This is a genomic window from Vibrio sp. L3-7, from assembly GCF_963898195.1.
Taxonomy (GTDB): Bacteria; Pseudomonadota; Gammaproteobacteria; order Enterobacterales; family Vibrionaceae; genus Vibrio; species Vibrio echinoideorum.
This window is the reverse complement of sequence record NZ_CAWQUW010000012.1, coordinates 350,878-375,810: the sequence shown is the minus strand read 5'-3', so window position 1 is coordinate 375,810 and position 24,933 is coordinate 350,878. Positions and strand designations below refer to the sequence as shown.

Genomic DNA, 24,933 nt, shown 5'->3' with positions numbered 1-24,933 from the left:
AATGGCAACAGGTGTTGCCATTGTATCCTCATCTATAGTTGTATCTTCGCCTGCGATGGCGTTGAACATCTTCGTCTGTGAGCCAGAGTGGAAGGCTCTGATACATAACCACGCTCCTGACGCCAACATCTACTCGGCGACTACAGCTAAGCAAGACCCGCACTATGTTCAGGCAAGACCGTCACTTATTGCCAAGATGCGCCAAGCCGATTTGGCGATGTGTTCTGGTGCTGAGTTGGAAGTGGGTTGGTTGCCGATGTTACAAATACGAAGTGGTAACCCAGCCGTACAAAATAACGCATCGAGCATGCTGTATGCGAGTGACTTTGTACGCATGTTGGATACTCATGATCATGTCGATCGCAGTATGGGCGACATTCATGCACACGGTAATCCTCACGTACATTTTGCCGCTAACGACATTATTCCTATTTCCAGAGAAGTAACCAAACGCCTGCAAGCTATCGACCCCAAGAATGCGCATATTTATATGCGAAATGGCATGAAGTTTCGAGCCCATTGGCGTCAAAAGATCGCAGATTGGGAAAGCAAAATTGAACCGTTACAAGGAAAGAAGGTAGTTGGTTACCATGCTACCTACCGCTATCTATTTGATTGGTTAAAGATGGAGCAGGTTGCTGACTTAGAACCTAAACCGGGGATATCGCCGACGACATCACACCTCCAGTCACTGACGAAGTTAGACCCGGCCTCGTTTGATGCGATTGTGTATTCATCACATCAAGATCAGCGTCCAGCCAATTGGTTTAACCAACAAACCGGTAAACCTGTGATTCAGTTACCTCTTACGGTTTCAGAAGGTCAGAGCCTAGATGAGATGTACGAGCAAGTGATCGATGAATTGTTGGATATGTTGGTCGATTCAGATATGTCTCAGAGATCGTGATGTTGATGGAATATAGTTGGCTGGAACCTGCAGTTTTGTGTGGCTTAATCGCGTTAGTCGGTAACATTGTACTTGGGGAGCAAGTTCTCAAGCGACAAATTATTTTTATCGATTTAGCGGTCGCACAAGTCGCGGCTTTAGGTGCCGCTTTGAGTCAGTATTGGCTGAGCCGTTATGCGTTGTTTAGCGGCTCTTGGCTTGGCGAAATGATTGGCCCGTGGGTTATGTCATTACTGCTTTGCGGACTAATCGCACTAATGGAAAAGCGTTACAAACAACACTTAGAACCTATGATAGGCAGTTTGTTTGTGGTGTCTGCTTCGCTGGCTATTCTATTGGTCAGTAAAGATCCTCATGGTGCCGATTTTATCCAAGGCATTCTCAACGGGCAGTTATTGTGGTCTACCTGGGATGATGTGTGGCCGTTGGCAATAATCACGACTGCAATGTTGGTGTTGATTCGCGTAAAGCCTGAGTTTATGCAGGGTAGTGGTTTCTATCTCATCTTTGCTATTCTGATGCCGATCACCGTGAAGCTCACAGGGATTTATTTGGAGTTCGCTTTGTTGGTTATCCCGGCATTGTGCGCGGCCGCATTAAAAGGATTCCGTTTTTTCATCGCGAGTATTGGGATTGGAACGGTTGGCATTTTATCGGGATTAGCTATGTCGGCTTATTACGATTTGCCGAGTGGTGCGAGTATTGTCATCACGTTGTTTTTGGCGGGGCTAATCTTTAATATTGTGTCCCAGTTGATTAGACGTAAGTGCATGGCTAGTTCGACAAAAAATTGCTTTTAGCTGAAGGTTTTACTTGGTAGTGATTGCGAGTGTATACGTGGACATGGAGTATTATTTAGAACCAGAAGCGTTGGCATATTATATTTAGATTTAGCTATTAAAGGCGGTTTAGGTATAAAATCGCAACATCATAATTCTAAAGGATGGTGCCATGTACCACGGTCATATCTATTTCCCTCTGCGCTTTGCAGAGCAAGCAGAAACACTGCGTCAGAAAATCCTCTCAGAGCGCAAAGATGTGTTAGAGACTTTCCCATTAATACAGCGTTTGGTTGGCCCACATAAGATGCCAATGTTTGAGATTCACTTTGTGAACAAAGAGTCGGGTATTATTGAGTGGCTTGAAAAAGAGCGCGGTGATATGTCGGTTCTAATTCACCCAGTAACAGGTGGTGAAGAAACTTTGGATCACACAGTGCGAGCGACATGGCTTGGTCGTGAGCTGGGTGTATTTGAAGATACGCTAAGTAGCTAATTTAATTCGCCGCCCGACAGTACGTACCTAATCAACGTACTTAGTAAATATCGTTGCTGTCGGGTGTGCCAGATTCACTAACTTTTTGAACTATATTCTTCTTTAAATAACTAGCTTCTCCAGCTATTCCCTAGTAACAGCGATACCGCTACTGAAACACCTAATGCGATTAAGATATTAGGTAAGTAAAGTCCCCAAATCGCGACACAAACTGCCACCGTTACAATAGCCCACAATAGCGTTTCTAATACCCAAGTGCCCATAAAATTACTCCTAACTAGATTGTGCAACTAGCATAACCAAGTAAGGGTAAACTTTTGGTCACCATCAATTAACCATCTAGAAAATCACGACAGCATGATTTTGACGATGAACTCATTGTTGTGAGTTTCATGAGTAAACTGCCAACCTTGGTTCTGACAAACGCGATCAATGAGTTCTAGGCCGATACCAAAAGAGGTTTGCTGTTCAGAATCGTTTGCCATATTTGGATCTTCCAAGCGGTTGATTACCTCGAATTGCTTTTCTGTCAGTGTAATGCTGATAGATCCGCTACCACCATGTTGAAACGCATTTCGGACTAAGTTGGTGAGCACGACGTCAGTCAGCTCGTGGGGTAGGGCATGTTCTTGTTGAGCAACGTTGATTTGGATATCTACTTCTTTGTTTTTTAAAAGGTAACGTTGACTTTCGATAATGTTATTGAGCAGGGGCTCTAGCTTGATTTGCTCATAGTTCGTTTCCATTTCGCTATTACGACTCATCCACAACAGAGTTGTTACCAAGGCTTTCATGTTGGTGGCTGAGCGTTGGATTCGCGCTACCGCCCGTTGACCACTATTAGGAATGCTTTCAGACAACCGAACCAACATATCGCCACTGGCTGAAATAGTAGCAATAGGTGTTCTTAACTCGTGGCTCGCGGCTCTTAAGAAGAAGCTCTCACGTTCATTGGCTTGACGTTCACCTTGTACGCTTTTGACGAGTTGAGAGGCTAACTGGTCGATTTCTTTATAGCGAAATTGAGTTAGCCTTTGGGTGTTGTTCACATCAAGAGATTCAGACCATTTAGATAAGGTAATGATCGGTTTGGTGACTCGGTGTATCAGAAGGCGAATGATCAAAAACACCAAGAGTAAAAGGGCGCCTATAGCGATAAAAGCGTTGTTAACTTGAGCTACAGAATCAGGCGGGTTTAGCTCGAATAGATTCAAGTAAATCGCTTCATCGTATTCAGAAACGATGTACAAAACTTCTTCTCCACCTGAAATCTTATGCTTGGCGGCGTAGAGATATTGCCCTGACTCATTGTTCGATGAAGGCGCGTAGTGTTCATAAATAGCGTCATTCTGAAATGCTTTCCAGTCAAAGGCTTGCTGAAACTTAGTTGGCACATCTGAGTTGTTTAGAAACGCTTGAAACGTTGGGTTTTGATAGTGCGGTAGTTGCCCTGTTTCGAGGTAATGTTGTTCTGCGACTTCTAATTCATACAGAAATCCATACTTTGCCGATTCATTGAGGCCAATTTGGTAGCTTTGAGACACCATCAAGCTGTAGATGGCTGTGAGTAATACGACGATGCCAAATAAGTAGAGGTAGATATCACGCTTGATACTGACTCGATTCATGTCCGCGTGTTTCATGATGGTTCCTCGTGCAAGACAACACCAATACCATGAACCGTGTGAATTAGTTTTGAGTCAAAGGGCGCATCAACCACTTGTCGAAGCTTAAACAGGTGCGCTTTCATGCTATCAGAGCTTGGCATTTCGTCTTCCCATGCTTCTTCAAGCTTGGCTTTGCTCACCACGTTAGGGCTGTTTCTTACTAACATCACGAGCATTCGCCAACACACTGGGGAGAGCTTCAACAGCTTGTCGCCTCTAACAGCTTGGTGCTTGTCCAAGTCCAGTTTGAGATCCGCCACCGACAGAGAAGTCACCGAACCTTGAGAACGACGCACTAGCGCCATGAGCCGTACTTTTAGCTCTTCCATTGCAAAAGGCTTCACTAAATAGATCGTCCGATCCAACCTCGAAGCCAGCGATCTTGTCTTGCAACGTATCTCTCGCCGTTAACATCAGAATGGGTGTAGTAACGCCTTGCTGTCGAAGTGACTGACACACATCGAGTCCATCCATTTTAGGCATGTTGATGTCGGTGAGGATAATGTCATATTGCCCCTCTAAGGCGAGGTTAAGCCCTGCTGCGCCGTTATAGGCAAAGTCGAATTCAACCCCATCGAGTTCCATATAATCTGCAATGGCTTCTGCTAAGTCACTGTCGTCTTCAATCAACAAGGCGTTAATGCTCATAAGTATCCTTACTTTGTTTCTCGTTCTCTTTTCCAAGCCCAAATAGGCGGCTGAATAAGAAGTTGTAATCGGTAGTTCCAATTTGGCGCATGCCATAATTGTTGGCACAGTTTAACGTAGCCGTGGAAATATACCTTAAATGGGTTCACAGAGTTGATTCGAGGAATGACGCCATAGGTGACTTCTTGCTCTTCTTTGGCAAAAGTACCGAACATGCGATCCCAAATGATCAGTATTCCCGCATAGTTTTTATCAAGATACTGTTTGTTGGTCGCATGATGGACTCTGTGGTGTGAAGGCGTATTAAACACCGCTTCGACAGGGCGAGGCAGTCGTCTAACGGTTTCAGTGTGCAATAGCGTTTGGAACAGCTGAACAAATGTTTCACACATCAGTACAACAAATGGGTTAAAGCCAAGCAAAATGAGTGGCAGATAAAAGAAGAATGGGAATAACCAATCTAACGGCCCAAAGCGATAGGCGACCGAGATATTAAAGTAAGGTGAGCTATGGTGAACTGAGTGGGTTCCCCATGCGAAACCGTTGCTGTGTAGGAAGCGATGCTCCCAATAGTATGCTAAATCAGCCAAGATCAAACAACCAAGAATAGTCCAACCTGTTATCGGCAGTTGAGTCAGACTAAAGTTCTCGAAAGCGTAAACAAAAGCGCCGATATAGGCTAACCCGACAAAGAAAACAGTCACCAACAAGAAAAATAGTGTGGCTAAGTTCGTCGCACTATCACCCAGCATGTTCCAGCTGAGTTTTTTCTTAAACGCATAGCGGATAAGTTCAAAGATAAACAGACCCAAAGCAAGCAATAGAAAATTATCATCTACCCAACTCTCGGTAAAGATGATGCTCGTTTCTGTGAATGTTTGAGAGAGAAAATTCCCAATGCTATCCATAGTGAAATCCATAACTAAATCCTTTACTTGTTGTTCTTATAATAGACGTATAACTCACTAGAATCCGGCAACCCGTGCTGATTCAATTGGTGGCGTTCTATCACCATGTCCACTTCTTTTAAAATCGCGATACCTTCCCAAGCTTGTGCTAATTCTAGTTCTGTATGTTCACCTTTACTGAGTAGCAGAGTGCCTTTTGTTTTACTTGGAATCTCTATCAAAGATTTGTTTTTATTTGATTTCTTTAGCTTGGTAGGAAAGCCAATAGTGACCGTCGCTTCGCTGAAATCGGAGTTGATGTCTTGATAGATCACAACGACTTGCTGTTGCTGACCCTGTTGCTTTGCGACGTCTTCGTTATTTGCTGCGTTCGTTTCAAGGTTCTGATAGAAAGTCCCCCATAACTCTGGCACGTCATCTAATGAAATAGTCTTGCTTAAGCCTTGTAGATAGGTCGTTTGTGTAGCTTGAGAAGCAATAGGCTGCGTGTTTGTAGTGATCTGTGGCTTTATCTTTACTGGCTTAGTTATAGAAGGTTCAATCGTTGATGCTTCTTTGATTGGCTGTTCCGTCGATGCGTCTGCAATCGCAGGCTGAATATGTAATAACCCCCAGACAACGCCAGTAATGCCGACTGTTGTGAGTAGTGAAGCGAATAATTTCATGCTCTTTCCTTGTTGTTCATTTTTCTTATCAAGGACAGTAAAGGTATAGAGGTAAACAAAAGGTAACCGTGGGAATTGTTCTAGACGGCGGTTATGTATTCGCGGGTTATTGGGTGGATATGCTATGTAGTCGATAGACTAATTTTTTAATACAGCAATCTGGGACACTTTTCTCCATTTATAATTGGTAATACTGGCGCCATATTCATTTATGGGCTCAATAATGCTATTCAAACATCCCATCTCTTTGCTGACGGTTATTCGGCTTAACCCATTAAAGGTCTCTGTGACTTGGCTAATGGTGCTTGCTGAAAATGTGATGCTAATTCTACTACCACTGTTTATTGGTTATGCCATCGACGGTGTGTTAAATCAGAGCTTTCAACCTTTAATGATGTTGGCACTGATTCTAATTGTTCTGGTTATCATCAGTGTCATTCGCCGTTTTTACGATACCCGTGTTTACGGTGCTATTCGGGTAAAGCTCTCGAATCTTGTTGAGTGTAACCTGCGTGGCTTATCTATTTCGACCAAAGACGCTCGATTAACGATGTCTCGCGAACTGGTCGATTTCCTAGAAGACGATTTACCTGCTTTGATGACGGCCGTGGTTCAACTTGTTGCGACTGTGGTGATTCTCTCTACATTCCACTTCTCATTGGCGCTTTGCATGTTGTTCGCTGGGATTTCGATACTAGTTATCTATGGTGTCTTCCATCGGATGTTTACGCGGCTTAATGGCAAGTTCAATGACCAAGTTGAACAGCAGGTTAAGTTATTGAACGGTGCTCGTTTGTCTGCATTACGTTCGCACTTTGAGCGCTTAAAACAGTGTGAAATCAAGTTGTCTGATACTGAAGCTGTTGTCTACGGGCTGATTTTTATCGTGTTGTTTGGCGCGGTCATCGGAAATTTATGGATGGTGAGCCAGCTTATTGAGCCGACTGCGGGGCAAGTGTTCTCCATCGTTACCTATTCACTGGAGTTTGTTGAAACCGCCGTGATGCTGCCAATTACGCTACAAACCCTTTCTCGCCTTACTGAAATCAGTCAGCGACTTAACCACACCTCAGTCCAACAGGCTACCAAGGAGATACCTCATGAAATTTAAAAAGCCACTGTCTGTATTAGTCGGTTGCGCAGCCATCTTTATCGCGTTGGTTGTCGTTGATGAATTGGAGCCTAAAGCTGCCCAGCCAGTTAAGAAAGAAGCGGTACTGGCTCCAGTTATGGTTTTAGAGGTGACACCATCACAGCATAAATCGATGTTAACGATATTAGGCTTAACCGCTGCTCGTTGGCCAGTGCAGCTAAAGGCGTCTAGTAGCGCGCAATTGAAATGGTTAGATGAAAGCATCGAACCTGGACATTTGGTTAAAAAAGGCGATGTGTTGGCAAGGCTAGATACCAGCGCGGTTGATGCGAACTTGGCTCAGGCGTTGAGCTCATTAAAACAAGCAGAATTGGAATTGAAGCAAGCTAAGCATGAGCAAACGGTCGCGTTAAAAATGCTGAACCCGAAAACGAGTTCGTCTTTTGCTCGCAGAGAGCCTCAATTACTTGCAGCGAAAGCCAATCTGAAACAAGCGAAACAGGCTTACCTAAGTGCACAGAAGTTGTTGGAAGAATCAGTGATTACCGCGCCCTTTGATGCTGTGATCATGAAACGCAATATCAGCCCGAGAGAGTGGATAGAGGCGGGGCTAGTGACCTTTGAATTGGTTGCCAGTGATTCGATTGATATCGAGTTACCTATCTCTGAAATGCATTGGCAACAAGTCCAAGCCGCTCTGACAGAGCCGAGTATCACAGTAGTGAGTCGTTCTGGGAATCAGTGGCCTGCCAAAGTGCGCTATGTGTCTCCGCAAGTTGATTCGGCCACTCGCCAAAGGCAAGTCGTGCTTTCGGTTGAGGCGCCTTATCAAAGCAAGCCAAGATTGTTTCCAAATCAGCAGGTTCAGGCGGTGGTTAATCTTGGGTTGAAGGATAACGTGGTCAGCGTGCCTTTGAGCGCGATGACACGAGACGGATACGTGTGGACGTTAGACAACAATGATCGCCTACGTAAAGAGTCGGTATCCTTGATTGGGCAAGGTAATCAGGTGCTCGACATTCGGTTTAATCAGCAAAGTGAACAGGTTCGCAGAGTGGTGCAATACCCACTTTCTTCGATGTTAATTGGTAAGCAAGTCAAGCCTAACTTCTATCAAGATGATAGGTCAGAATCCATGATCGCGAGCCAATCTGATGATGAACAGATTGAGGAGGAGAACCAATGAGTTGGATGACCAAATGGTTTATTAACAACCCTGTGGCTGCCAATTTGTTGATGATGGCGATTGTTATCGGTGGTGTGCTTGCGTTCGGACAATTGCGTGTCGAGTCGTTTCCACAAATCGCACCCTCTTCCATCAGTATCAGCGTTACTTATCCTGGCGGCACGGCGCAACAGATCGATGAGAGTGTCACTCAACGAATAGAAGAGTCAATTAGCGGTATTGCAGGCATCAAGCAGATCACCAGTCAGTCGAGTGCAGGGATTTCTCAGGTCATGGTCCGTAAAACCAGTAGCACCGATTTAGGCAAGCTTTTGGACGATATTCGCAATCAAGTCAACGCGATCAATGGCTTTCCTGTGCAAGCAGACAGGCCACAAGTTGTGCGAAACGAATTTACCAATTTAGCGGCGTTTGTGGTGGTATCTGGGCCGAGAACCGATGACGAACTGCAGCCCATCGCCAAGCAAATTGAACAAGCGCTGAAGAAAAATCCGCGTATCTCGAAGGTATCAAATCGGGGATCTCGCACATCTCAATTGGTTATCGAGCCAGATCCTGACCTACTGAAAGCGTTAGGGTTGAGCTTAGAAGATCTCGCAGAGCTCGTTGAGCAGCGTTCGCTTGAGACTCGTAGTGGTGAACTGATTAGTGACAAAGGTCGAATGGTGATTCGTGGTGACGGTTACGCCGATGATTTGCAGAAGTTGAACCAACTTGTTGTGATTTCAGGAAACAACGGAAAAATACTGCTGGGAGACATCGCCAAGCTAAGTCGTGGCTACCAATACAGCGGTTCTATCGTGCGTAATAACGGTTCTAACGCCATAGCCTTATTGGTCAGCACGAGTCAAACCGACAATCTGCTCAAAGTCAGCGAAGCGATCAGTAAAACGCTTGATGCACAGCGTGCGATTTTACCGTCGGATATTGAGTTGAATACCATGGCCGACATGGCGCCTTACATTGAAGAACAACTCTTTCGTCTAAGTGAGAACGCATGGCAAGGCTTATTGATCGTCGTAGTTCTACTTGGAATATTTCTTGAAATTAGGCTCGCCTTTTGGGTCGCGATGGGTATTCCAATTGCGCTGACAGGAACGCTCGCTGCAATGCAGTTGTTTAACTACAGCATCAACGACATCACTTTGTTTGGCTTTATCTTGGTGCTCGGTGTGCTGGTGGACGATGCAGTTGTTGTAGGCGAAGCGATACATGAAAAACGGACGGGTAATGCTGGTCATTCCGGAGTCCCAAAGCTAAACGGCTCCTCAAATATAAACGGAAAGGCAGCCGCTTGGCAGGGCGTTAACTCAGTATCAGTGGCAACCGTGTTTGGTGTGCTCACGACTATCGCTGCGTTTTCTCCAATGCTATGGATTAATAACGAGCTAGCCAAAGTATTGGCTGGGTTTTCAGCAGTGGTGATCTTTGCGCTGATATTCTCGCTCATCGAGAGCAAGTTTATTTTGCCGTCACACTTGGCTCAGCTTTCTGTGAAAAAGCCATCAACAGGTATCTTTGTCAAGGTTCAGAATACTGCTCAAGGCGGACTGCAGTGGTTTAATCTCAAGATCTACAAGCCAGTATTGGAGTTTGCACTTGGCTACAAAGTCGCGTCCCTGCTTGGGTTTGTGGCGGTTATCTCACTGGCTTATGGTATGTGGTCTAACGGTGCGATTCGCAGTGCGTTGTTCCCTGAAATCCCGGGGCGTTACATCACCGCGGTTATTGAGTTGGAAGATGGCGCACCACTGCCTTTACAGCGCCAAGCCTTGTTGCAAGTAGAGCAAGCAATGACACAAGTAGAAAAAGGTTTGATGGACGATTACCCATTACAAGAGAAGCCTGTTTTGAACCTGCTTGCTTGGTCTGATGGCCATGGTGAAATCGAAGTCACAGCCGAGCTCACCAATGAATCCTTAAGCTCACTGCCGGGTAATTTATTGTTGAAGCGATGGAGAGAAAACACAGGCCAAATAGAAGGCGCATATTCGGTTAAGTTCAGAGCGGCAGAGGAACCAGCTGGTGGAACATTCTTGACGATCTCCTCTAATGATCGTGAACTTGCTTCTCTCGTTAGCGAGGAGCTAGCGGATACTTTGGCTTCGTTGAAAGGCGTATCGGATGTCTACGATGATGGTCAGGACGGTTTACCGCAAGTACGTTTGGTATTGAATCAATATGGTCACCAGCTAGGGTTAACGCAAGCGAAACTGGCTCAGCTAGCAGGTGAAGCGTTCGGCGAAAGGGAAGTTCATCGCCTATTAGAAAATGGACAAGAGACCAAGGTGTTGCTGCAATACCCAAGAGATGAGCGCAGAACCTTGGCTCAGCTACAACAGGCAATTATCATGTTACCTAATGGCGGAAGCGTGATGATGGGTGATATTGCTGAGTTTCGTCATGAGCAAGAACCGCAAGTGGTTTACCGCCGCGACCGAGAGCAAGTGATTAACCTGCATTGGAAGCAGAATCGAGACCTCCAATCACCAGAGAAAACACGTGAGCAACTCGAAGATACGATTGAATCTCTGCACTTACAGTTTCCAAGTGTGACGATAAAAGCGGGCGGCGAATTTGAAGAAATCGGTGAGGTGTCGAACGGCTTCAAATCAGCGATGATTCTAACGCTCATCATGATCTACATTTTGTTGGCGGTGCCCTTGAAGTCCTATTGGCAACCGATGATCATCATGGCGGTGATACCGTTTGGTTTTGCAGGCGCGATTTTTGGTCACTACTTGATGGATTTACCCATCAGCATTCTTTCGATGTTCGGCATGATGGCTATGACAGGTATCGTGGTTAACGACTCGCTGGTGTTGATCACGCGCTTTAATAGTGAATATCGCCAAGGCGTACCGTTACAGCAAGCGTTAGTCATTGCGGGTACTAGCCGTTTAAGGGCAATTTTCTTAACCACCATTACCACTGTGTGTGGATTGTTGCCATTGCTAAGCGAAACCGCAGAACAGGCGCAATACTTGAAACCTGCGGCAGTATCTTTGGTGTTTGGTGAGTTGTTTGCTACTGCGGTGACTCTGATTTTGATTCCTGTGCTGCTTGGTTTGTTTTGTCGCAAGCCGCCGTTGGTTGAAAAAGAACTAGATGAAAAAGACTTAGGTCAAAAAGATTTAGTCGAACAAGAGTTACGCGTAAAAGATCCATTAGAAGAACTCACTTTGGATCGCACGTGATTGATTTTATAAAGGACAAAGACGATAGTGAAACCAAGCTACCTGATCTATTGAAGACATCCGATTCATTGAAGCCATCTGATTTATTAAAGCTATCCGACAGTAAGGCTAAAGCCAATGTACCTGAGACCCAAGATTGTATGACGCAAGAAAACAAACCTGCTTTGCATTTGGTGCCAGCTTTTAAACTGGTGCCAGAGATTGCATTGATTGAATCTTTGCCCGAGCATCTTCAGAAACGCTTTACGCATGCACTGAGGTTGATGCATCAAGACTGGGCTGAACGCCGTACGTGGGAAGATATAGCGACCGAGAGCGCAATTTCGCCATACCACTTTCATCGTCAGTTTACGGAGTTGTTTAATGAAACGCCGGGTCAGTATCTAAGTCGTGTTCGATTACAAGTCGCGGTCGGTTTGCTACTCAATGATGAACCGTGGAGTGTCATTGAAATTGCTCAATATTGTGGCTTCTCATCATCGCAGTCATTAGGTAAGGCGCTCAAGCGTGAACTCGGTGTTACCGCAAAACAGGTTCGAAAATTAGGTTCTCAAGCAACACCTAAGGAGACCGCGGATTTCATTCAACAACTCGCGCATCCAGGTTTACAGTCATCAATAGAAAAAGAACTCGTGCAATCTATGCCAACAGAGTTGGTTTGGTATCCAGAGCGGGGTATGAAAAAGATCAAATTGGATGACCCTGATTGGGACACGGTGTTTGAGTTATATGGCCAAAAATCGACACACTTGATGAGTACCTTACCGATCAAGCAAATGAGAAACTCTTGGGGCGATATCGACGCTGAAATTGGGAACTGGCATGTGGCCAAAGAGCGTTATGATAGGGTGATTCCCGAAGGATACTACTTGTGTTGTGAGGTCTATCTCGTTTCGGATGTGGCGTACAGCACAGCCTTAGAAGCTCTGTTTAAGGCGGTTGAGCAACAAGGTTTGAAGTTAGATGTGCAAGGTTATTTGGTAGAGATGATTCGCCAGTTCGACACGGATGATGTCGAAGGCGTGACGTTTTCATTCCTGTTGCCCGTTTTAGCGACATTAGAAAAGTAACACCAGACCGAGCGTTTCAGTTTGTTAGCTAATTCCAATAAAAAGGCTCCTCAAATGAGGAACCTTTGTTTTATCAAGAGCCTCTGTTCGTCAGCTTTAACCGCTAAACAGAGTAGGGGGGATTAAGCCTCTGCTGTCACTTTATCGCTGCTCATCTTTTTAAGAGCTGCGTAACCGAAGCCTGTTACTGCTGTACCTGCTGCAATCGCCACTAGGTACATAAGAACTGGAGAGATAGCACCAGGAATCAGTAATACGAACAAGCCGCCGTGTGGAGCCATTAACTGTGCACCAAACATCATTGATAGTGCGCCAGTTAGTGCACCACCGGCCATACAAGCTGGGATAACACGCATTGGATCTTTCGCTGCGAATGGGATTGCACCTTCAGAGATGAAACATAGGCCAAGAACGAATGATGCTTTACCTGCTTCACGCTCGCCTGCTTCAAACTTGTCTTTCACTAGGAAAGTTGCAAGGCCCATACCTAGAGCTGGAACCATACCTGCTGCCATGATTGCTGCCATTGGTGCGTAAGTTTGCGAAGCCAGTAGACCAACACCAAATGTGTAAGCGGCTTTGTTTACAGGGCCACCAAGGTCGAAACACATCATAGCGCCTAGAATCACACCCAGAAGAATCGCGTTAGACGTTCCCATGTTGTTTAGGAAAGTGGTCATTGCGCTCATCACGCCAGAAACAGGGCCACCCACGATGTAAACCATCACAAGACCAGTGAACAAACTCGCGATAAACGGAATGATCAGGATTGGCTTGAGGGCTTCCATGGATTGTGGAAGTTGAACCTTGTCGGCAATGAATTTCGCTGCGTAACCCGCAATGAAACCTGCTGCGATACCACCTAGGAAACCTGCGCCCGTTGAGCTCGCCAGCATACCGCCGATTAGACCTGGAGCCAGACCCGGACGGTCAGCAATCGAGAATGCAATGAAACCAGCAAGAACAGGAATCATTAGAGCGAATGCAGAACCACCACCGATAGTCATCAGTGCTGCTGCTAATGTGCCTTCTTCTTTAAACGCTTCGATACCGAATACGAAAGAAAGAGCGATGATCAAACCACCTGCAACAACTACAGGAAGCATGTGAGATACACCGGTCATTAGGTGTTTGTACACGCCTTTCTTCTCGTCAGTAGGTGCTGAATTTGCAGAAGCTGTGTGTTGGTATGGTTTAGCTTCTGCGAACGCTTTTTCCATCTCTTGCTTTGTTTTCTTCAAAGCAGGACTTGTTGTTGTTTTGTATAGCGCTTTACCGTTAAAACGATCCAGAGGAACGTCAATGTCGGCTGCGATGATAACAAGATCAGCGTCTGCGATTTCTTGGTCTGTCAGTTGGTTTTTCGCACCTACAGAGCCACGAGTTTCCACTTTAATTTGGTGACCTAGGCGTTTGCCTTCTGCTTCAAGCGCTTCAGCTGCCATAAAGGTATGTGCAACACCAGTCGGGCAAGCGGTAATCGCTACGATCTTTTTGCTGCCAGTGCTTGCTGTTGTAGAAGAGTTTACTGAGGTGCCAGTCACTTCCACTGTAGTCTCAACTTGAGAAGCGTCTAATACCGTCGCTTCTGCTACCGCTTTCTCTAGGAATGCTTTTGCATCCGCAGTGCATTCAGAGATAGCCGCTTGGTACACTTTCTTACCGACAAAGCGCGCTTTATCAACGTTTGTGTTGGCTGCGATAACCACAACGTCGCTGCTGTCGATAGTGTCTTGCGATACGGTTGAGTCTGGTAGCACGCTTGATTGACATTCAATAGCGGCGTTCCAACCCAGTGCTTTTGTCGCTTGCTCTAACAAGCCTGCGGCGATGATGCTGTTTGCTACGCCACTAGGGCAAGCTGTGATAATGGTAATATTCATAATAAACCTTTTGTCCTATTTGCTTGTGTCTAACTGGCTAGTTGGAGCACTAAGCGACTGTAATTGGATATTTTGTAGTACTGAATCCAGCTCTTGTTGGCTGGTGATGCCCACGCCTACCTGTGAAACTGCTAGAGCAGATAGGGCGGTTGCGAATTTAATAAGTTCTGGTTTTGGCATCTGTTGCATGTGACCCCAACATAGGCCAGCAACCAATGTGTCACCTGCGCCTACCGTGCTCACCACTTGCATACGCGGCGGTTGAGCATGTAGCCATTCACCTTGGTTTAGCCACATCACGCCTTCTGCGCCAAGTGATACCACGATGTTATCGATGCCTTTTTCACTCAGGGCTTGGCCTGCGTGTTGGCATTGGTCACGTGTTGTCAGTTCTGCGTTGAATAGCTGAGAAAGCTCTTCATCGTTTGGTTTAATCAACCAAGGTTGTGCATTGATACCGGCTTTAAGTGCGTCACGGCTGCTGTCGAACAACACCTTTTTACCTAGGTCACGTAAGTGTTGAACCCAAGAAGCGCAAAGCTCTGGCGATATGCCTTGTGGCAAGCTGCCTGCAATCACGAAGTAATCGTGAGTTTCAGCCAGTTCTAATAGGGTTTCTTCAAACGCTTTAATCGCGTCAGCATCAACAGGAACACCTGGGAAGTTGATGTCGCTAACTTGACCTGAGTTCTCTACCAATTTCACGTTGATACGAGTTGCGCCATCTACACGGATGAAGCGGTCAGTTGCGCCCATCTGTTCGAACAGTTGGCAGAACGCTTCTTCGTTATTGCGACCAAGAAAACCAGTTACGGTCACTTTAGCGCCAAGCTCTGAAAGTACTTTTGCTACGTTTACGCCTTTACCTGCAGCATGAAGAGAACCTTTGTTCACTAGGCTCACTGAACCCACGTTAAGTGCGTCGATCGCGCCAGTTAGGTCGAGAGCCGGGTTTAGCGTAACGGTAACGGCTTTGATTTGTTTATCAGACATATCGATTCCTTAACCTTCGCCAAGGCCTGAAGCGATAGCTTTGCCAATCGATTCAAGTGCTTGTGCTGCATCTTCACCGTCAGCAACAAACTGAAGCTGGTGGCCGTGTTTAACGCCAAGTGCGATCACTTTCATCAAGCTCTTCGCGTTCACTTCTTTTCCGTCGCCATCTAGGTTTGAAACACGGATCGTTGATTCGAATTTCTTCGCTTCAGCAACCAGCATTGCACCCGGACGAGCGTGCAGGCCGTGCGCGTTTTTGATTTTGAATACTGCGCAGTTGTCATCGTCTTGAGAGGCTGTAGAAACCGCTTCACCTTTTAGAAGACCAATCACTTGTGCAATATCAGCGGTTAACAGTTGTTGCTGTTTACCTTCGAAAACCATCTTGCTTAGGTTTGCCAGAATAGATTGGTGCGCGCTGTTACAAGCGGCGAATGCGACCAAGGCTTTAACGGGTGTGCCTTCGAATTCACAATGGTTAGCGGTTGAAACGAAAGATACGCCAGTGCGTGTTACGCCTTTATCGCTGCCCAACAACCACAGGCCTTGGCCTAGGTGAGTCGGTGTTTTTGTCACAAGGTCGGCAACGAATGTGTTGTCTGTGCAACCTGTGTTCTTAAGTAGGCCACCCGCAACGGCAGACATTTGAATCATGTCGCTTGCAGGAAACAGTAGCTGAACTAAAGAAGCGTCTAGGTCGGCTTCTAGCTGAACTTCGCCGTTAAGTAGGGCGATGATTTCGTCTTCTGATTTCGCTTGCTTTAATTTCTCTTCAACACCGTCAGCCGCTAGCACTTTCGTTAGCTGCTTAAGAATGCCTAAGTGCTCGTCAGATTTAGCTGCAATACCAATGGCTACGTAAACACGGTTGCCGTCTGCCCAATCAATGCCTTCAGGGAAGTGGTGAACAGCTACGCCTGTCTCTTTTACTAGGCCACGCGTGTCAGTGGTGCCGTGAGGAATCGCGATGCCGTTACCTAGGAACGTAGAGTTCTGGTTTTCACGGTTCAGCATTCCTTCAACGTAGCCAGAGTCAACTAAGCCTTTCGCGGTTAGGTCGCCAGCAATGTTCTGGATAGCTTTGAATTTGTCATCGGCCTTTTGACCAAGAGTGATGTCAGATTTTGATAATTTAAGCATGGTGCCTCTTTAGCGTATCGCTTGAGAATTTGTGTATCGCTACGATTCAGTCTAGAGCAAGATTTATGGAGCTTAACTCGTTGCTTTGCTCTTTGTTTTACTTTAGCTGAATCGGTTCAGCATTCGGTGTAAAAAAATTCAGCAAAGCCGATTTTGGTTTTCAAAATAGTTTTGCTGTGTGTCGTAATTTCAGTTTCGTTAATAACGAGAAGTTGAATCACAACAAATGACGCTCAATCCATTCAAAAGGATGATTGAAGTCACTTTTCAGATTTTGCTGAATCCTTTCAGCTTTTATACTGAATCGATTCAGCATATAATTCAACTAATCCGAGGATCAGATCATTGGTTATATGATCCTACGCACAAAATACAGGTCACCCATATGACACTTGATGAAATTGCTAAACTGGCTGGAGTATCGAAAACCACAGCCAGTTATGTCATCAACGGCAAGGCGCAGAAATACAGAATCAGTGAAAAGACTCAGCAGAAAGTAATGGCAGTCGTGGAAGAGTATAACTACCGACCAGACCATGCTGCTTCGTCATTGCGCGCTGGCAATAGCCGTTCATTTGGTTTGATTATTCCTGACCTGGAAAACAGCAGTTACGCGCGTTTAGCAAAATTGATAGAGCAGAACTCGCGTAAAGTGGGTTATCAAATCCTGATTGGATGTTCTGATGATGATGCTGAAACTGAGCGAAAGGTGGCTGAAGCTTTGGTGAGCCGTCGTATAGATGCCTTGCTGGTTGCCAGTTCAATGCCAGACGCCAACGAGTTCTACTTGAAACTGCAAAATTCAGGCACACCCGTAATTGCGATTGACCGTCCGTTAGATGATGAGCATTTTGCTTGTGTGATCAGTGAAGATTTCGAAGCTGCGTTTGAACTGACCCATTCGATTCTCGATGAAAGTATTCATAGCGTTGGTTTGATAGGTGCATTGCCAGACCTAAATATCTCACGTGAACGCCAACTGGGTTTTGAAGCAGCCAACAAAGCGTATGCTCAGCAGGTTGGACTCTCAGAAAGCAAACCTACAATTGTGGGCTACGGTGAACACTTTGACAGAGAGTCTGGGCGTGCGGTTTTTGAAGAGTGGATTGCTAAAGGCACGGTTCCTGATGCGATTGTCACTATGTCTTACACCTTGCTAGAAGGTGTACTGGATGTGATGGTTGAAAAGCCAGAATTAGTTAATCAGGTGAAGTTGGCGACTTTTGGTGATAACCGACTGCTCGATTTCTTGCCTTTTAAGGTCCATTCACTTCCGCAACAGTTTGAAGTGATTGCGGATAGTGCCTTTGCTCTTGCTTTGAATGCTTCTGCTAAACGTTACCAAGCGGGTATTGAATTAGTGCCAAGAAGCTTAGTTAGACGAGGCTAAGTGCCATTAGTTTATACGAGACTAGACTCGTTTTGTTTAGATTAAGCTAGGTTAGATTAGGCTAATTCGTAAACGTATCTAGCTTGGGTTTAACAATAAACCCAGTTCTACGACCGCAACAATGCCGAGCAACAAAGCCAACACTTTCCAAAACTGGATTGGATTTCGGTTTATCAAAGGTTGCTTGGCTTTGCTTTTCACCAAGCTTTGGTTAGGTGTGTAAAGGTCGGCCACAAAATCCCCTAACACTTGATGGCGTTCGCTTGGTGATTCGGCACAGGCTTTTTGCAAAACCAAATCAACCCAAGCTGGTATGTCAGTGCGCTTTTGAGTCAGCGATTGGTATTCCCATTGATGGTGACGAGATTGCTTGAGCGATTGTGCAGACATCTCAGGATAGGGCAGTTCGCCTGTGAGCATTTCATACCCGATGACCGCGATAGAGAATAGATCCGAACTTGTGGTCGCGGTATTGTGCTTTATGGTTTCCGGGGCAATGTAATTAACGGCCCCCAACGGCACCGAGTCTTGCTCTGATTTACTTCCTTCTTCAATACCTCTTACTAACACAGCCCCAAGGTCGATGATTTTAATCTCGCCATCACGTTGAATCATGATGTTTTCAGGTTTTAAATCTCTGTGCACCATATCCGCACGTTGTAGCACTCGGATACCTTGTGTGATTTTATCGAGTATATCGCGCACCTGTTTGAGTGAAGGTTTTGGGTTGTCGTACATCCACTGTCTCAGCGTGATGCCTTCTACCCATTCGCAGATTTGATATAGGAATTGCGAGTGTTCTGGCGTCGGGTAGACCTTCATTACTTTCTTGTTGTTCAGCAGGATCCCTGCCCATTGTTCGTTAAAAAAGGTGCTCAATTGTGCGGGACTATCGTGGTATTGAACCGAGGGTACTTTCAAGACGAATTCGGTTTGTGTCTCTTTCTGCATCACACGGTATACATGGCTTCTTGAACCTGCATACAACACCTCGAGTACCATATAGTTGTCGATGCTTTGCCCAAGCTTTAAAGCGGGTGGGATAGCGCGCTTGGCAAGCTTTTCATGGAATTCAATAAGTGATGGTTTAGGAAGGTGACTGACTTGCACAATCAAGCAGCTCACGTTATCGGAACTATTGTAGCCTAAAGCGGCATTGCAGATCGTTTGTGCCGCGTATTCAAAATCCGCTCCTGGTTTGTCGATGTGATCCTTGAATGTGTTGGGCGAGACAAACTCGTGTACGCCATCAGATGTCAGGATAAAGCAGTCGTCTTTCTTAATAGGAAGCGTTTGATAATCAACGTTGAGCTGGTTATCCATACCCAAAGCTCGTGTTAGGTAGTGTTTTTGTCCCATGTTCTTGCGGGTATGGTCGCGTGTCAGTTGTCGCAATTCGCCATCTCTCAATAGATAAATACGACTGTCACCCACATGGAATATATGTGCGGTGTTCGATTTGAGTATCACGCTGCTAAAGGTGGAAACGAGCGCATTGTGGTTAACTTGTTGTGCAGGATGGATATTAGAAACAGACGTGTTGAAGAGCCAAGAATTGAGGGACGTTAAGACTTTCTGTGCTGAGCGCTGAATGCTCCAGCTATTTGGCGTGGCGTAATAGTCGTCGATAAACTGCATCACGCTGGTGTGACTGGCTTTCTGGCCGTGTTCACTGCAACTTGCCCCGTCTGCTATGCAGGCGACACTGCCTTTCAACTCTTGCTCAGTACGAGTTTTGGGGTGCTTTACAATGATGGCGTCTTGATTTTCATCACGTATGCCTTTATTCGAATAACCGCCAAACTTAAGCGTTAACTGGTTGTTGGATTCTGGCGTGACGACTTGCCCTTGGCTGAATGAAATTGTCATAACTGGTCTTCTTCTTAACTGTTCTTCTTCCCGCTTCCTTGACAGAACATCCTAGGAAGAACAAAAGCTCTAGTGAACTTAGAGCCTTTGAACGAAGCACCTAGCGTTGATGTATCCTCTAAGGTGCCTCTCCCGATTCAATAATATCAATGCTTCATAGTACTGAGACTAATTTGAAACATTAATTAGCGTGACACTGCCGTCGTCGTTTACTTCGGCTATTTGACCGTTAGGCTCTTCCATGAACAGTAGAGTTACAAAGCCAAGTACCGCTGTTGCAGCAATCACTAAGAAGAACGTTTGGTAGCTCACGAATGACAACACAGTTAGGTAAACTACCGCACCCACGTTACCGTAAGCCCCGGTCATACCGGCAATCTGACCTGTCATACGACGCTTGATTAGAGGAACTGTTGCGAATACTGCACCTTCACCCGCTTGCACGAAGAAAGAACACGCCATCGCTGCGACAACCGCTAGCCATACAGGCCATGTGCTGTCGACTTGACCCATTGCAAAGTAACCCACAGCAAGACCAATCGTTAGAATAAGCAGTGTTGGTTTACGACCGAATTTATCTGAAATCCAACCACCACCTGGGCGAGACATTAGGTTCATAAAGGCATAAGCCGATGCAACCATACCGGCAAGAACGGGTGTTAATTCAAAAGTTTCAGAGAAGAACAGTGGCAACATAGAAACAACGGCCAGCTCAGAACCAAATGTCGCGAAGTACAATACGTTCAGTACCGCTACTTGCTTAAATTTGTATTGGTGAATCTCTGGCACTTCTTCTTTAAATACGTTTTTGTTCACTTTCCAAACTTGTGACACTTCGTATACGTAAAGTGCGGCTAAACCTGCATACACAGAGTAAACCGCCATGTCAGACAGCATGTTGATGTTGGTTGGCGATAGTTTCCATGTCAGTAGCGCTAAAGCGGCATACATCGGGATCTTCATAATAAGTAAGAAGAAAAAGTCACCCTTTGATGTTACTTCCATCGCTGTTACTTGAGCAGGCTTGAAGTAAGTCGAACCTTTTGGTGTATCCGTTACGTTTTTGTAGAACACAAACGAGAACGCTAAGCTCATTACGCCAGTAATACCAACCGCATAACGCCAACCGTCTTCGCCACCAAATGCTAGAGCTAGAGTTGGAAGCGTGAATGCTGCCGCTGCTGAACCGAAGTTACCCCAACCGCCGTAAATACCTTCTGCTGTACCCAGTTCATTGTGTGGGAACCACTCAGACACAAGGCGAATACCAACAACGAAGCCTGCGCCAATGAAACCTAATAGAAAACGCGCAATAGCCGCTTGAATGAAAGAGTCTGCCATAGCAAACATAAAACAAGGGATTGAACAGATTGCAAGTAGTGAAGAGTAGACCAACCTTGGGCCATATCTATCGGTTAACATACCCACTGCGACACGAGCAGGAATGGTCAATGCAACGTTGAGAATAAGCAGTGTTTTGATCTCTTCAGTAGAAAGACCAAGCGTAGTTTTCACCATTTGTAGTAGCGGAGCAAAGTTGAACCACACAACAAAGGTGATAAAAAAGGCCATCCAACTTAGGTGTAAGGTTTTCATCTTACCCGTAAATGAAAGCAGCGAAAATTTTGTGTTATCCATGGTTTAAATCCTTTAAATCTGGAAAATTACCCGGCTTTAGCTCGTGCGTTACTTCCGAAATTCGAACGCATTCATGTGGCTAAACCCTATGCCGAAATTGCTCACGCCTATCAAGCGTTTGCAGGATGATGTCGGCTGTTTATTAACTGGCGATAGCAAGCGGTGCGAGAACTTGTACGTGTTCACCTTGCTTGCGAACTTCAAATTTAACGAGCTTGAGTTCGGGTTGTTCAAGGCATGCGCCAGTTTCTAAGTGGTAATGCTGCTTGTATAAGGGCGAAGCTACGTAAGGCTCACCGCTTAATGAACCAATGATACCACGTGACATCACATTCGCTTTGCCGATAGGGTCGTAATTAGAGAGCCCATAAAGCGTGTCGCTGCGCTTGCAGTAAAAGATAGCCACTTGGTTATCTTCAACTTTGGCGCAAATGCCACCATTTGGGGTTAAATCTCTAGTGCTGCATACGGTTGTCCAATTTTTCATGACTTTCTCCTAGTCAAAAGATGAGCTTTATAATCATTATTCGGTTAAGTGGCGTAGTTGCGATGACAGACGAAAGGCATCTACGACACTTCGGTAACTTCAATTTGTTCAGAATTGGTGAGGGCTTCATTTCGAACTTTCTCAGATGAATCGCTCAAGCTCGGCTTAGGGAAACGCTGCTCTCGTTCTTTGATGAATGAAAGGCTAGTGTCCATCTCTTCGCTGTTGATGTAGTGCTGGAAGCGTTTCATCTTTTCAGGATTTTCGATGGTGGTTTTCCACTCACACTGATATTTTTCGATATTGAGGGCGATATCTGCTTCAAGTTCTTCAACAACATTGAGCTTGTCTTCAATCACGACTTGTTTGAGGTATTCAATGCCGCCTTCAAGGTTTTCCATCCATACTGATGTACGTTGTAGGCGATCTGCGGTACGTGTGTAGAACATCAGAATGCGGTCTATGTATTGCAGAAGGGTGGTTTCATCAAGGTCGGTAGCAAAAAGGTCACCATGGCGAGGGCGCATACCGCCGTTACCACAGATGTAGAGGTTCCAACCTTTGTCGGTCGCGATAATGCCGAAGTCTTTCGATTGCGCTTCTGCACATTCACGAGTACAGCCAGAAACTGCAAACTTGGTTTTATGTGGCGAGCGCAGCCCTTTGTAGCGGTTCTCTAGTCGAATCGCTAAGCCTACGCTGTCGTCGATACCGTATCGGCACCATGTGCTACCGACACACGATTTCACGGTACGAACTGACTTACCGTAGGCATGGCCCGTTTCAAAACCCGCATCAATCAGCTTTTTCCAGATGATTGGCAGTTCGTTAAGTTGCGCGCCAAACAAGTCGACACGCTGACCACCGGTGATCTTGGTGTAAAGGTCGAATTCTTTAGCGACTTCGCCAAGCACGATTAGTCTATCGGGTGTGATTTCACCGCCAGCAATACGCGGAACCACAGAGTAGGTGCCGTCTTTTTGCATGTTGCCGAGGTAGATGTCATTGGTATCTTGCAGTTCGATATGTTGGTCTTCGAGGATGTAATCGTTCCAGTACGAAGCCAGAATCGAACCGACAGCCGGTTTACACACGGTACAGCCCAATCCGTTTCCGTGAGAATCTAACAGCTCATCGAAGGTCTTAATTTTGTTGACGCGGATAATGTCGGTAAGCTCTTGGCGAGAATACGCAAAGTGCTCACAGATATCGTTAGAGACTTCCACACCTAGGTTACTTAGCTCGCTATCGAGAACCTGTTTAGCAAGGGCAGAACAACCGCCACAACCTGTTGAAGCATTAGTGGTTTCTTTCAATGCAGCCATCGTGGTGCAGCCTGCTGAAACCGCGTTTTTAATGTCACCTTTGGTCACATCAAAACACGAACAAATCACTGCGCTATCGGGCAGAGCTTCAACACCCATTGCCGAACCTGAATCATCGGCGACGTTAGGTAAAATCAATACTGATGGGTTTTCAGGAAGAGGCATATCGTTTTGTTTGATTTGCAGTAGCGAACCGTAAGCTTCTGCATCACCGACCAATACTGCACCGACAATCTTTGTACCGTCTGCCGAGATGATCAGGCGCTTATAAACTTGTTCAATTTCATCGTTATAGGTATACGACTGAGCGCCTTCCGTCTTGCCATGTACTTCACCAATACTGGCCACATCGACGCCAAGTAGTTTGAGTTTGGTGCTCATGTCGGCACCAGTAAATGCAGCATCGTCAGTGCCGCCGGAGACAATATGCGAAGCCGCGACTTTCGCCATGGAGTAACCGGGTGCGACTAAGCCGAAGATCTTGTTGTCCCAAAGCGCACACTCACCAATCGCATACACGTTGTCGATGTTAGTTTGGCAGTGATCATTAATCACGATGCCGCCACGTTCACCAATGGCGATATCAGAGCTGCGAGCTAGGGCATCTTGAGGGCGAATACCTGCAGAGAACACGATCATATCGGTTTCAAGGTGGGTGCCGTCTGCAAAGTTCATTCTGTAGCGAGCGCTTTCACCCGCGACTATCTCAGAGGTCGCTTTCTCGGTATGAACCTGCACACCAAGGTCTTCAATTTTTCTGCGCAGTAGGGCACCGCCACCGTCATCTAACTGTACGGCCATCAGGCGAGGTGCAAATTCAACAACATGGGTTTCCAAGCCAAGGTTTTTGACTGCGTTTGCGGCTTCTAAGCCAAGCAGACCACCACCAATAACGACGCCAGATTTGCTGCCTTTGCTTGATAATTCAATGGCGTCTAAATCTTCGATGGTGCGATAAACGTGGCAGTGTTCCTGGTCGTTACCGGGAATTGGGGGAACAAAAGGGAATGAACCGGTCGCCAGAATCAAGGTGTCATAACTCTCGGTATGTCCCGATTCAGTCACAACGCACTTATTTTCAGTGTCCAGTTGAGCGACTCTCGCGTTGAGAAGGTAATTGACGCCATTGCTTTGGTAATACTCTTCGCTGGTTAATGCTAAATCATCAGCATTTCCGCGCTTGAAGTAAGCCGTCAACTGAACACGGTCGTAGGCCAACCTTGGCTCTTCACTAAAAGTAATAACATCAAACTCATCACTCTCTGATTGCAGGATGTTGTCGATAAATTTGTGTCCAACCATGCCGTTACCAACAACGACGATTTTCTTCTTGCTCATAATCCATTCCTTATTCTCGGCGTCACCATCACTAGCATCTAATTTCTAGTCGTTAGCAGATGAATACCGGGTTGAGATTCCACTCAATTCATAATCATCAAGAAAAACAAAAATGTTTTTTCTAAGTCTTGGTTTTTAGTGGAGCAAGGAGGGTGCCAGATTGCGAGTTGTTCATTCAAATAAAATTTAATCTATATATTTCAGTAATTTAAAAATTACAGGTGGCACGTAATTACCCCTAAAGTAGTATG

The 24,933-nt window shown here is 45.8% G+C and carries 19 protein-coding genes and 1 pseudogene; 8 read left to right on the top strand and 12 right to left on the bottom strand.

Annotation, left to right across the window (positions count from 1 at the left end; translation table 11 throughout):
* Position 1: 1 nt before the first annotated feature.
* The 3 genes from AACW75_RS11520 (at position 2) to AACW75_RS11510 (ending at position 2,182) form a co-directional block, all read left to right on the top strand.
* Complete coding sequence (locus AACW75_RS11520; protein ID WP_237297445.1) at positions 2 to 907, top strand: metal ABC transporter solute-binding protein, Zn/Mn family; 906 nt, start codon at positions 2 to 4, stop codon at positions 905 to 907.
* A gap of 2 nt (positions 908 to 909) precedes the next feature.
* Positions 910 to 1,707: a metal ABC transporter permease gene (locus AACW75_RS11515; protein ID WP_237297455.1), complete on the top strand. Its 798-nt coding sequence runs from the start codon at positions 910 to 912 to the stop codon at positions 1,705 to 1,707.
* A gap of 151 nt (positions 1,708 to 1,858) precedes the next feature.
* Positions 1,859 to 2,182 carry a DOPA 4,5-dioxygenase family protein gene (locus AACW75_RS11510; protein ID WP_237297444.1) on the top strand — a complete coding sequence of 108 codons (324 nt, stop codon included), beginning with the start codon at positions 1,859 to 1,861 and terminating at the stop codon, positions 2,180 to 2,182.
* 110 nt (positions 2,183 to 2,292) lie between these two features.
* Here the strand turns inward: AACW75_RS11510 and AACW75_RS11505 are convergent, their stop codons facing one another.
* The 5 genes and pseudogenes from AACW75_RS11505 to AACW75_RS11485 all read right to left on the bottom strand — a co-directional run bounded on the left by AACW75_RS11505 (position 2,293) and on the right by AACW75_RS11485 (position 6,070).
* Positions 2,293 to 2,445: a hypothetical protein gene (locus AACW75_RS11505; protein WP_186437163.1), complete on the bottom strand. Its 153-nt coding sequence runs from the start codon at positions 2,443 to 2,445 to the stop codon at positions 2,293 to 2,295.
* A gap of 84 nt (positions 2,446 to 2,529) precedes the next feature.
* Positions 2,530 to 3,825, bottom strand: a complete 1,296-nt coding sequence (locus tag AACW75_RS11500) for a sensor histidine kinase (protein WP_237297443.1) — start codon at positions 3,823 to 3,825, stop codon at positions 2,530 to 2,532.
* Positions 3,822 to 4,497, bottom strand: a pseudogene (locus tag AACW75_RS11495) (response regulator transcription factor). The gene AACW75_RS11500 and the pseudogene AACW75_RS11495 overlap by 4 nt, the downstream one beginning before the upstream one ends.
* An 8-nt stretch (positions 4,498 to 4,505) precedes the next feature.
* Entirely contained in the window at positions 4,506 to 5,417 is a 912-nt protein-coding gene (locus AACW75_RS11490) for a sterol desaturase family protein (RefSeq protein ID WP_145565804.1), read from the bottom strand.
* 11 nt (positions 5,418 to 5,428) lie between these two features.
* A complete protein-coding gene (locus tag AACW75_RS11485) occupies positions 5,429 to 6,070 on the bottom strand; it encodes a hypothetical protein (RefSeq protein WP_237297442.1) in 642 nt (213 codons plus the stop codon).
* A gap of 223 nt (positions 6,071 to 6,293) precedes the next feature.
* On the opposite strand from AACW75_RS11485, the gene AACW75_RS11480 reads away from it, so the two are divergent.
* Genes AACW75_RS11480 through AACW75_RS11465 form a run of 4 tightly spaced genes read left to right on the top strand, consistent with a single transcriptional unit; the run spans position 6,294 to position 12,616 of the window.
* Positions 6,294 to 7,181: an ABC transporter six-transmembrane domain-containing protein gene (locus tag AACW75_RS11480; protein ID WP_237297441.1), complete on the top strand. Its 888-nt coding sequence runs from the start codon at positions 6,294 to 6,296 to the stop codon at positions 7,179 to 7,181.
* Entirely contained in the window at positions 7,171 to 8,349 is a 1,179-nt protein-coding gene (locus tag AACW75_RS11475; protein ID WP_237297440.1) for an efflux RND transporter periplasmic adaptor subunit, read from the top strand. The genes AACW75_RS11480 and AACW75_RS11475 overlap by 11 nt, the downstream gene beginning before the upstream one ends.
* A complete protein-coding gene (locus AACW75_RS11470) occupies positions 8,346 to 11,546 on the top strand; it encodes an efflux RND transporter permease subunit (protein WP_237297439.1) in 3,201 nt (1,066 codons plus the stop codon). Before AACW75_RS11475 ends, AACW75_RS11470 begins: the two co-directional genes overlap by 4 nt.
* Positions 11,543 to 12,616 carry a helix-turn-helix transcriptional regulator gene (locus tag AACW75_RS11465; RefSeq protein ID WP_237297438.1) on the top strand — a complete coding sequence of 358 codons (1,074 nt, stop codon included), beginning with the start codon at positions 11,543 to 11,545 and terminating at the stop codon, positions 12,614 to 12,616. The genes AACW75_RS11470 and AACW75_RS11465 overlap by 4 nt, the downstream gene beginning before the upstream one ends.
* Before the next feature lie 122 nt (positions 12,617 to 12,738).
* On the opposite strand, the gene fruA is transcribed toward AACW75_RS11465, so the two are convergent.
* The 3 genes from fruA to fruB are packed head-to-tail and all read right to left on the bottom strand — an operon-like array spanning position 12,739 to position 16,635.
* The gene (fruA, locus tag AACW75_RS11460) at positions 12,739 to 14,499 is read right to left on the bottom strand and encodes a PTS fructose transporter subunit IIBC (RefSeq protein WP_237297437.1); all 1,761 of its coding nucleotides are present in this window, start codon (positions 14,497 to 14,499) and stop codon (positions 12,739 to 12,741) included.
* A 15-nt stretch (positions 14,500 to 14,514) separates the two neighbouring features.
* A complete protein-coding gene (gene pfkB / locus AACW75_RS11455; RefSeq protein ID WP_237297436.1) occupies positions 14,515 to 15,492 on the bottom strand; it encodes a 1-phosphofructokinase in 978 nt (325 codons plus the stop codon).
* 9 nt (positions 15,493 to 15,501) lie between these two features.
* The gene (fruB, locus tag AACW75_RS11450; protein ID WP_237297435.1) at positions 15,502 to 16,635 is read right to left on the bottom strand and encodes a fused PTS fructose transporter subunit IIA/HPr protein; all 1,134 of its coding nucleotides are present in this window, start codon (positions 16,633 to 16,635) and stop codon (positions 15,502 to 15,504) included.
* 385 nt (positions 16,636 to 17,020) lie between these two features.
* Between fruB and cra the strand changes: the two genes are divergently transcribed.
* Complete coding sequence (gene cra / locus AACW75_RS11445; RefSeq protein ID WP_029224924.1) at positions 17,021 to 18,025, top strand: catabolite repressor/activator; 1,005 nt, start codon at positions 17,021 to 17,023, stop codon at positions 18,023 to 18,025.
* Between the two features lie 78 nt (positions 18,026 to 18,103).
* On the opposite strand, the gene AACW75_RS11440 is transcribed toward cra, so the two are convergent.
* From AACW75_RS11440 to nirB, 4 genes are all read right to left on the bottom strand, one after another.
* The gene (locus tag AACW75_RS11440) at positions 18,104 to 19,894 is read right to left on the bottom strand and encodes a bifunctional protein-serine/threonine kinase/phosphatase (protein WP_237297434.1); all 1,791 of its coding nucleotides are present in this window, start codon (positions 19,892 to 19,894) and stop codon (positions 18,104 to 18,106) included.
* Positions 19,895 to 20,062: 168 nt separating this feature from the next.
* Entirely contained in the window at positions 20,063 to 21,532 is a 1,470-nt protein-coding gene (locus AACW75_RS11435; protein WP_237297433.1) for a NarK family nitrate/nitrite MFS transporter, read from the bottom strand.
* A gap of 142 nt (positions 21,533 to 21,674) precedes the next feature.
* Complete coding sequence (nirD, locus tag AACW75_RS11430) at positions 21,675 to 22,019, bottom strand: nitrite reductase small subunit NirD (protein WP_171307911.1); 345 nt, start codon at positions 22,017 to 22,019, stop codon at positions 21,675 to 21,677.
* An 80-nt stretch (positions 22,020 to 22,099) separates the two neighbouring features.
* On the bottom strand, positions 22,100 to 24,682 hold the full coding sequence (nirB, locus tag AACW75_RS11425) for a nitrite reductase large subunit NirB (RefSeq protein ID WP_237297432.1): 2,583 nt from the start codon (positions 24,680 to 24,682) through the stop codon (positions 22,100 to 22,102).
* Positions 24,683 to 24,933 lie beyond the last annotated feature (251 nt).

Bases quoted from the DNA above. Each gene is read 5' to 3' on its own strand.
- fruA (WP_237297437.1), bottom strand. From the start codon at position 14,499: ATGAATATTACCATTATCACAGCTTGCCCTAGTGGCGTAGCAAACAGC.
- AACW75_RS11520 (WP_237297445.1), top strand. From the start codon at position 2: ATGGCAACAGGTGTTGCCATTGTATCCTCATCTATAGTTGTATCTTCG.
- AACW75_RS11505 (WP_186437163.1), bottom strand. From the start codon at position 2,445: ATGGGCACTTGGGTATTAGAAACGCTATTGTGGGCTATTGTAACGGTG.
- AACW75_RS11500 (WP_237297443.1), bottom strand. From the start codon at position 3,825: ATGAAACACGCGGACATGAATCGAGTCAGTATCAAGCGTGATATCTAC.
- nirD (WP_171307911.1), bottom strand. From the start codon at position 22,019: ATGAAAAATTGGACAACCGTATGCAGCACTAGAGATTTAACCCCAAAT.
- AACW75_RS11435 (WP_237297433.1), bottom strand. From the start codon at position 21,532: ATGGATAACACAAAATTTTCGCTGCTTTCATTTACGGGTAAGATGAAA.
- AACW75_RS11480 (WP_237297441.1), top strand. From the start codon at position 6,294: ATGCTATTCAAACATCCCATCTCTTTGCTGACGGTTATTCGGCTTAAC.
- cra (WP_029224924.1), top strand. From the start codon at position 17,021: ATGACACTTGATGAAATTGCTAAACTGGCTGGAGTATCGAAAACCACA.
- AACW75_RS11485 (WP_237297442.1), bottom strand. From the start codon at position 6,070: ATGAAATTATTCGCTTCACTACTCACAACAGTCGGCATTACTGGCGTT.
- AACW75_RS11470 (WP_237297439.1), top strand. From the start codon at position 8,346: ATGAGTTGGATGACCAAATGGTTTATTAACAACCCTGTGGCTGCCAAT.
- nirB (WP_237297432.1), bottom strand. From the start codon at position 24,682: ATGAGCAAGAAGAAAATCGTCGTTGTTGGTAACGGCATGGTTGGACAC.
- fruB (WP_237297435.1), bottom strand. From the start codon at position 16,635: ATGCTTAAATTATCAAAATCTGACATCACTCTTGGTCAAAAGGCCGAT.
- AACW75_RS11440 (WP_237297434.1), bottom strand. From the start codon at position 19,894: ATGACAATTTCATTCAGCCAAGGGCAAGTCGTCACGCCAGAATCCAAC.
- AACW75_RS11475 (WP_237297440.1), top strand. From the start codon at position 7,171: ATGAAATTTAAAAAGCCACTGTCTGTATTAGTCGGTTGCGCAGCCATC.
- AACW75_RS11510 (WP_237297444.1), top strand. From the start codon at position 1,859: ATGTACCACGGTCATATCTATTTCCCTCTGCGCTTTGCAGAGCAAGCA.
- AACW75_RS11490 (WP_145565804.1), bottom strand. From the start codon at position 5,417: ATGGATTTCACTATGGATAGCATTGGGAATTTTCTCTCTCAAACATTC.
- pfkB (WP_237297436.1), bottom strand. From the start codon at position 15,492: ATGTCTGATAAACAAATCAAAGCCGTTACCGTTACGCTAAACCCGGCT.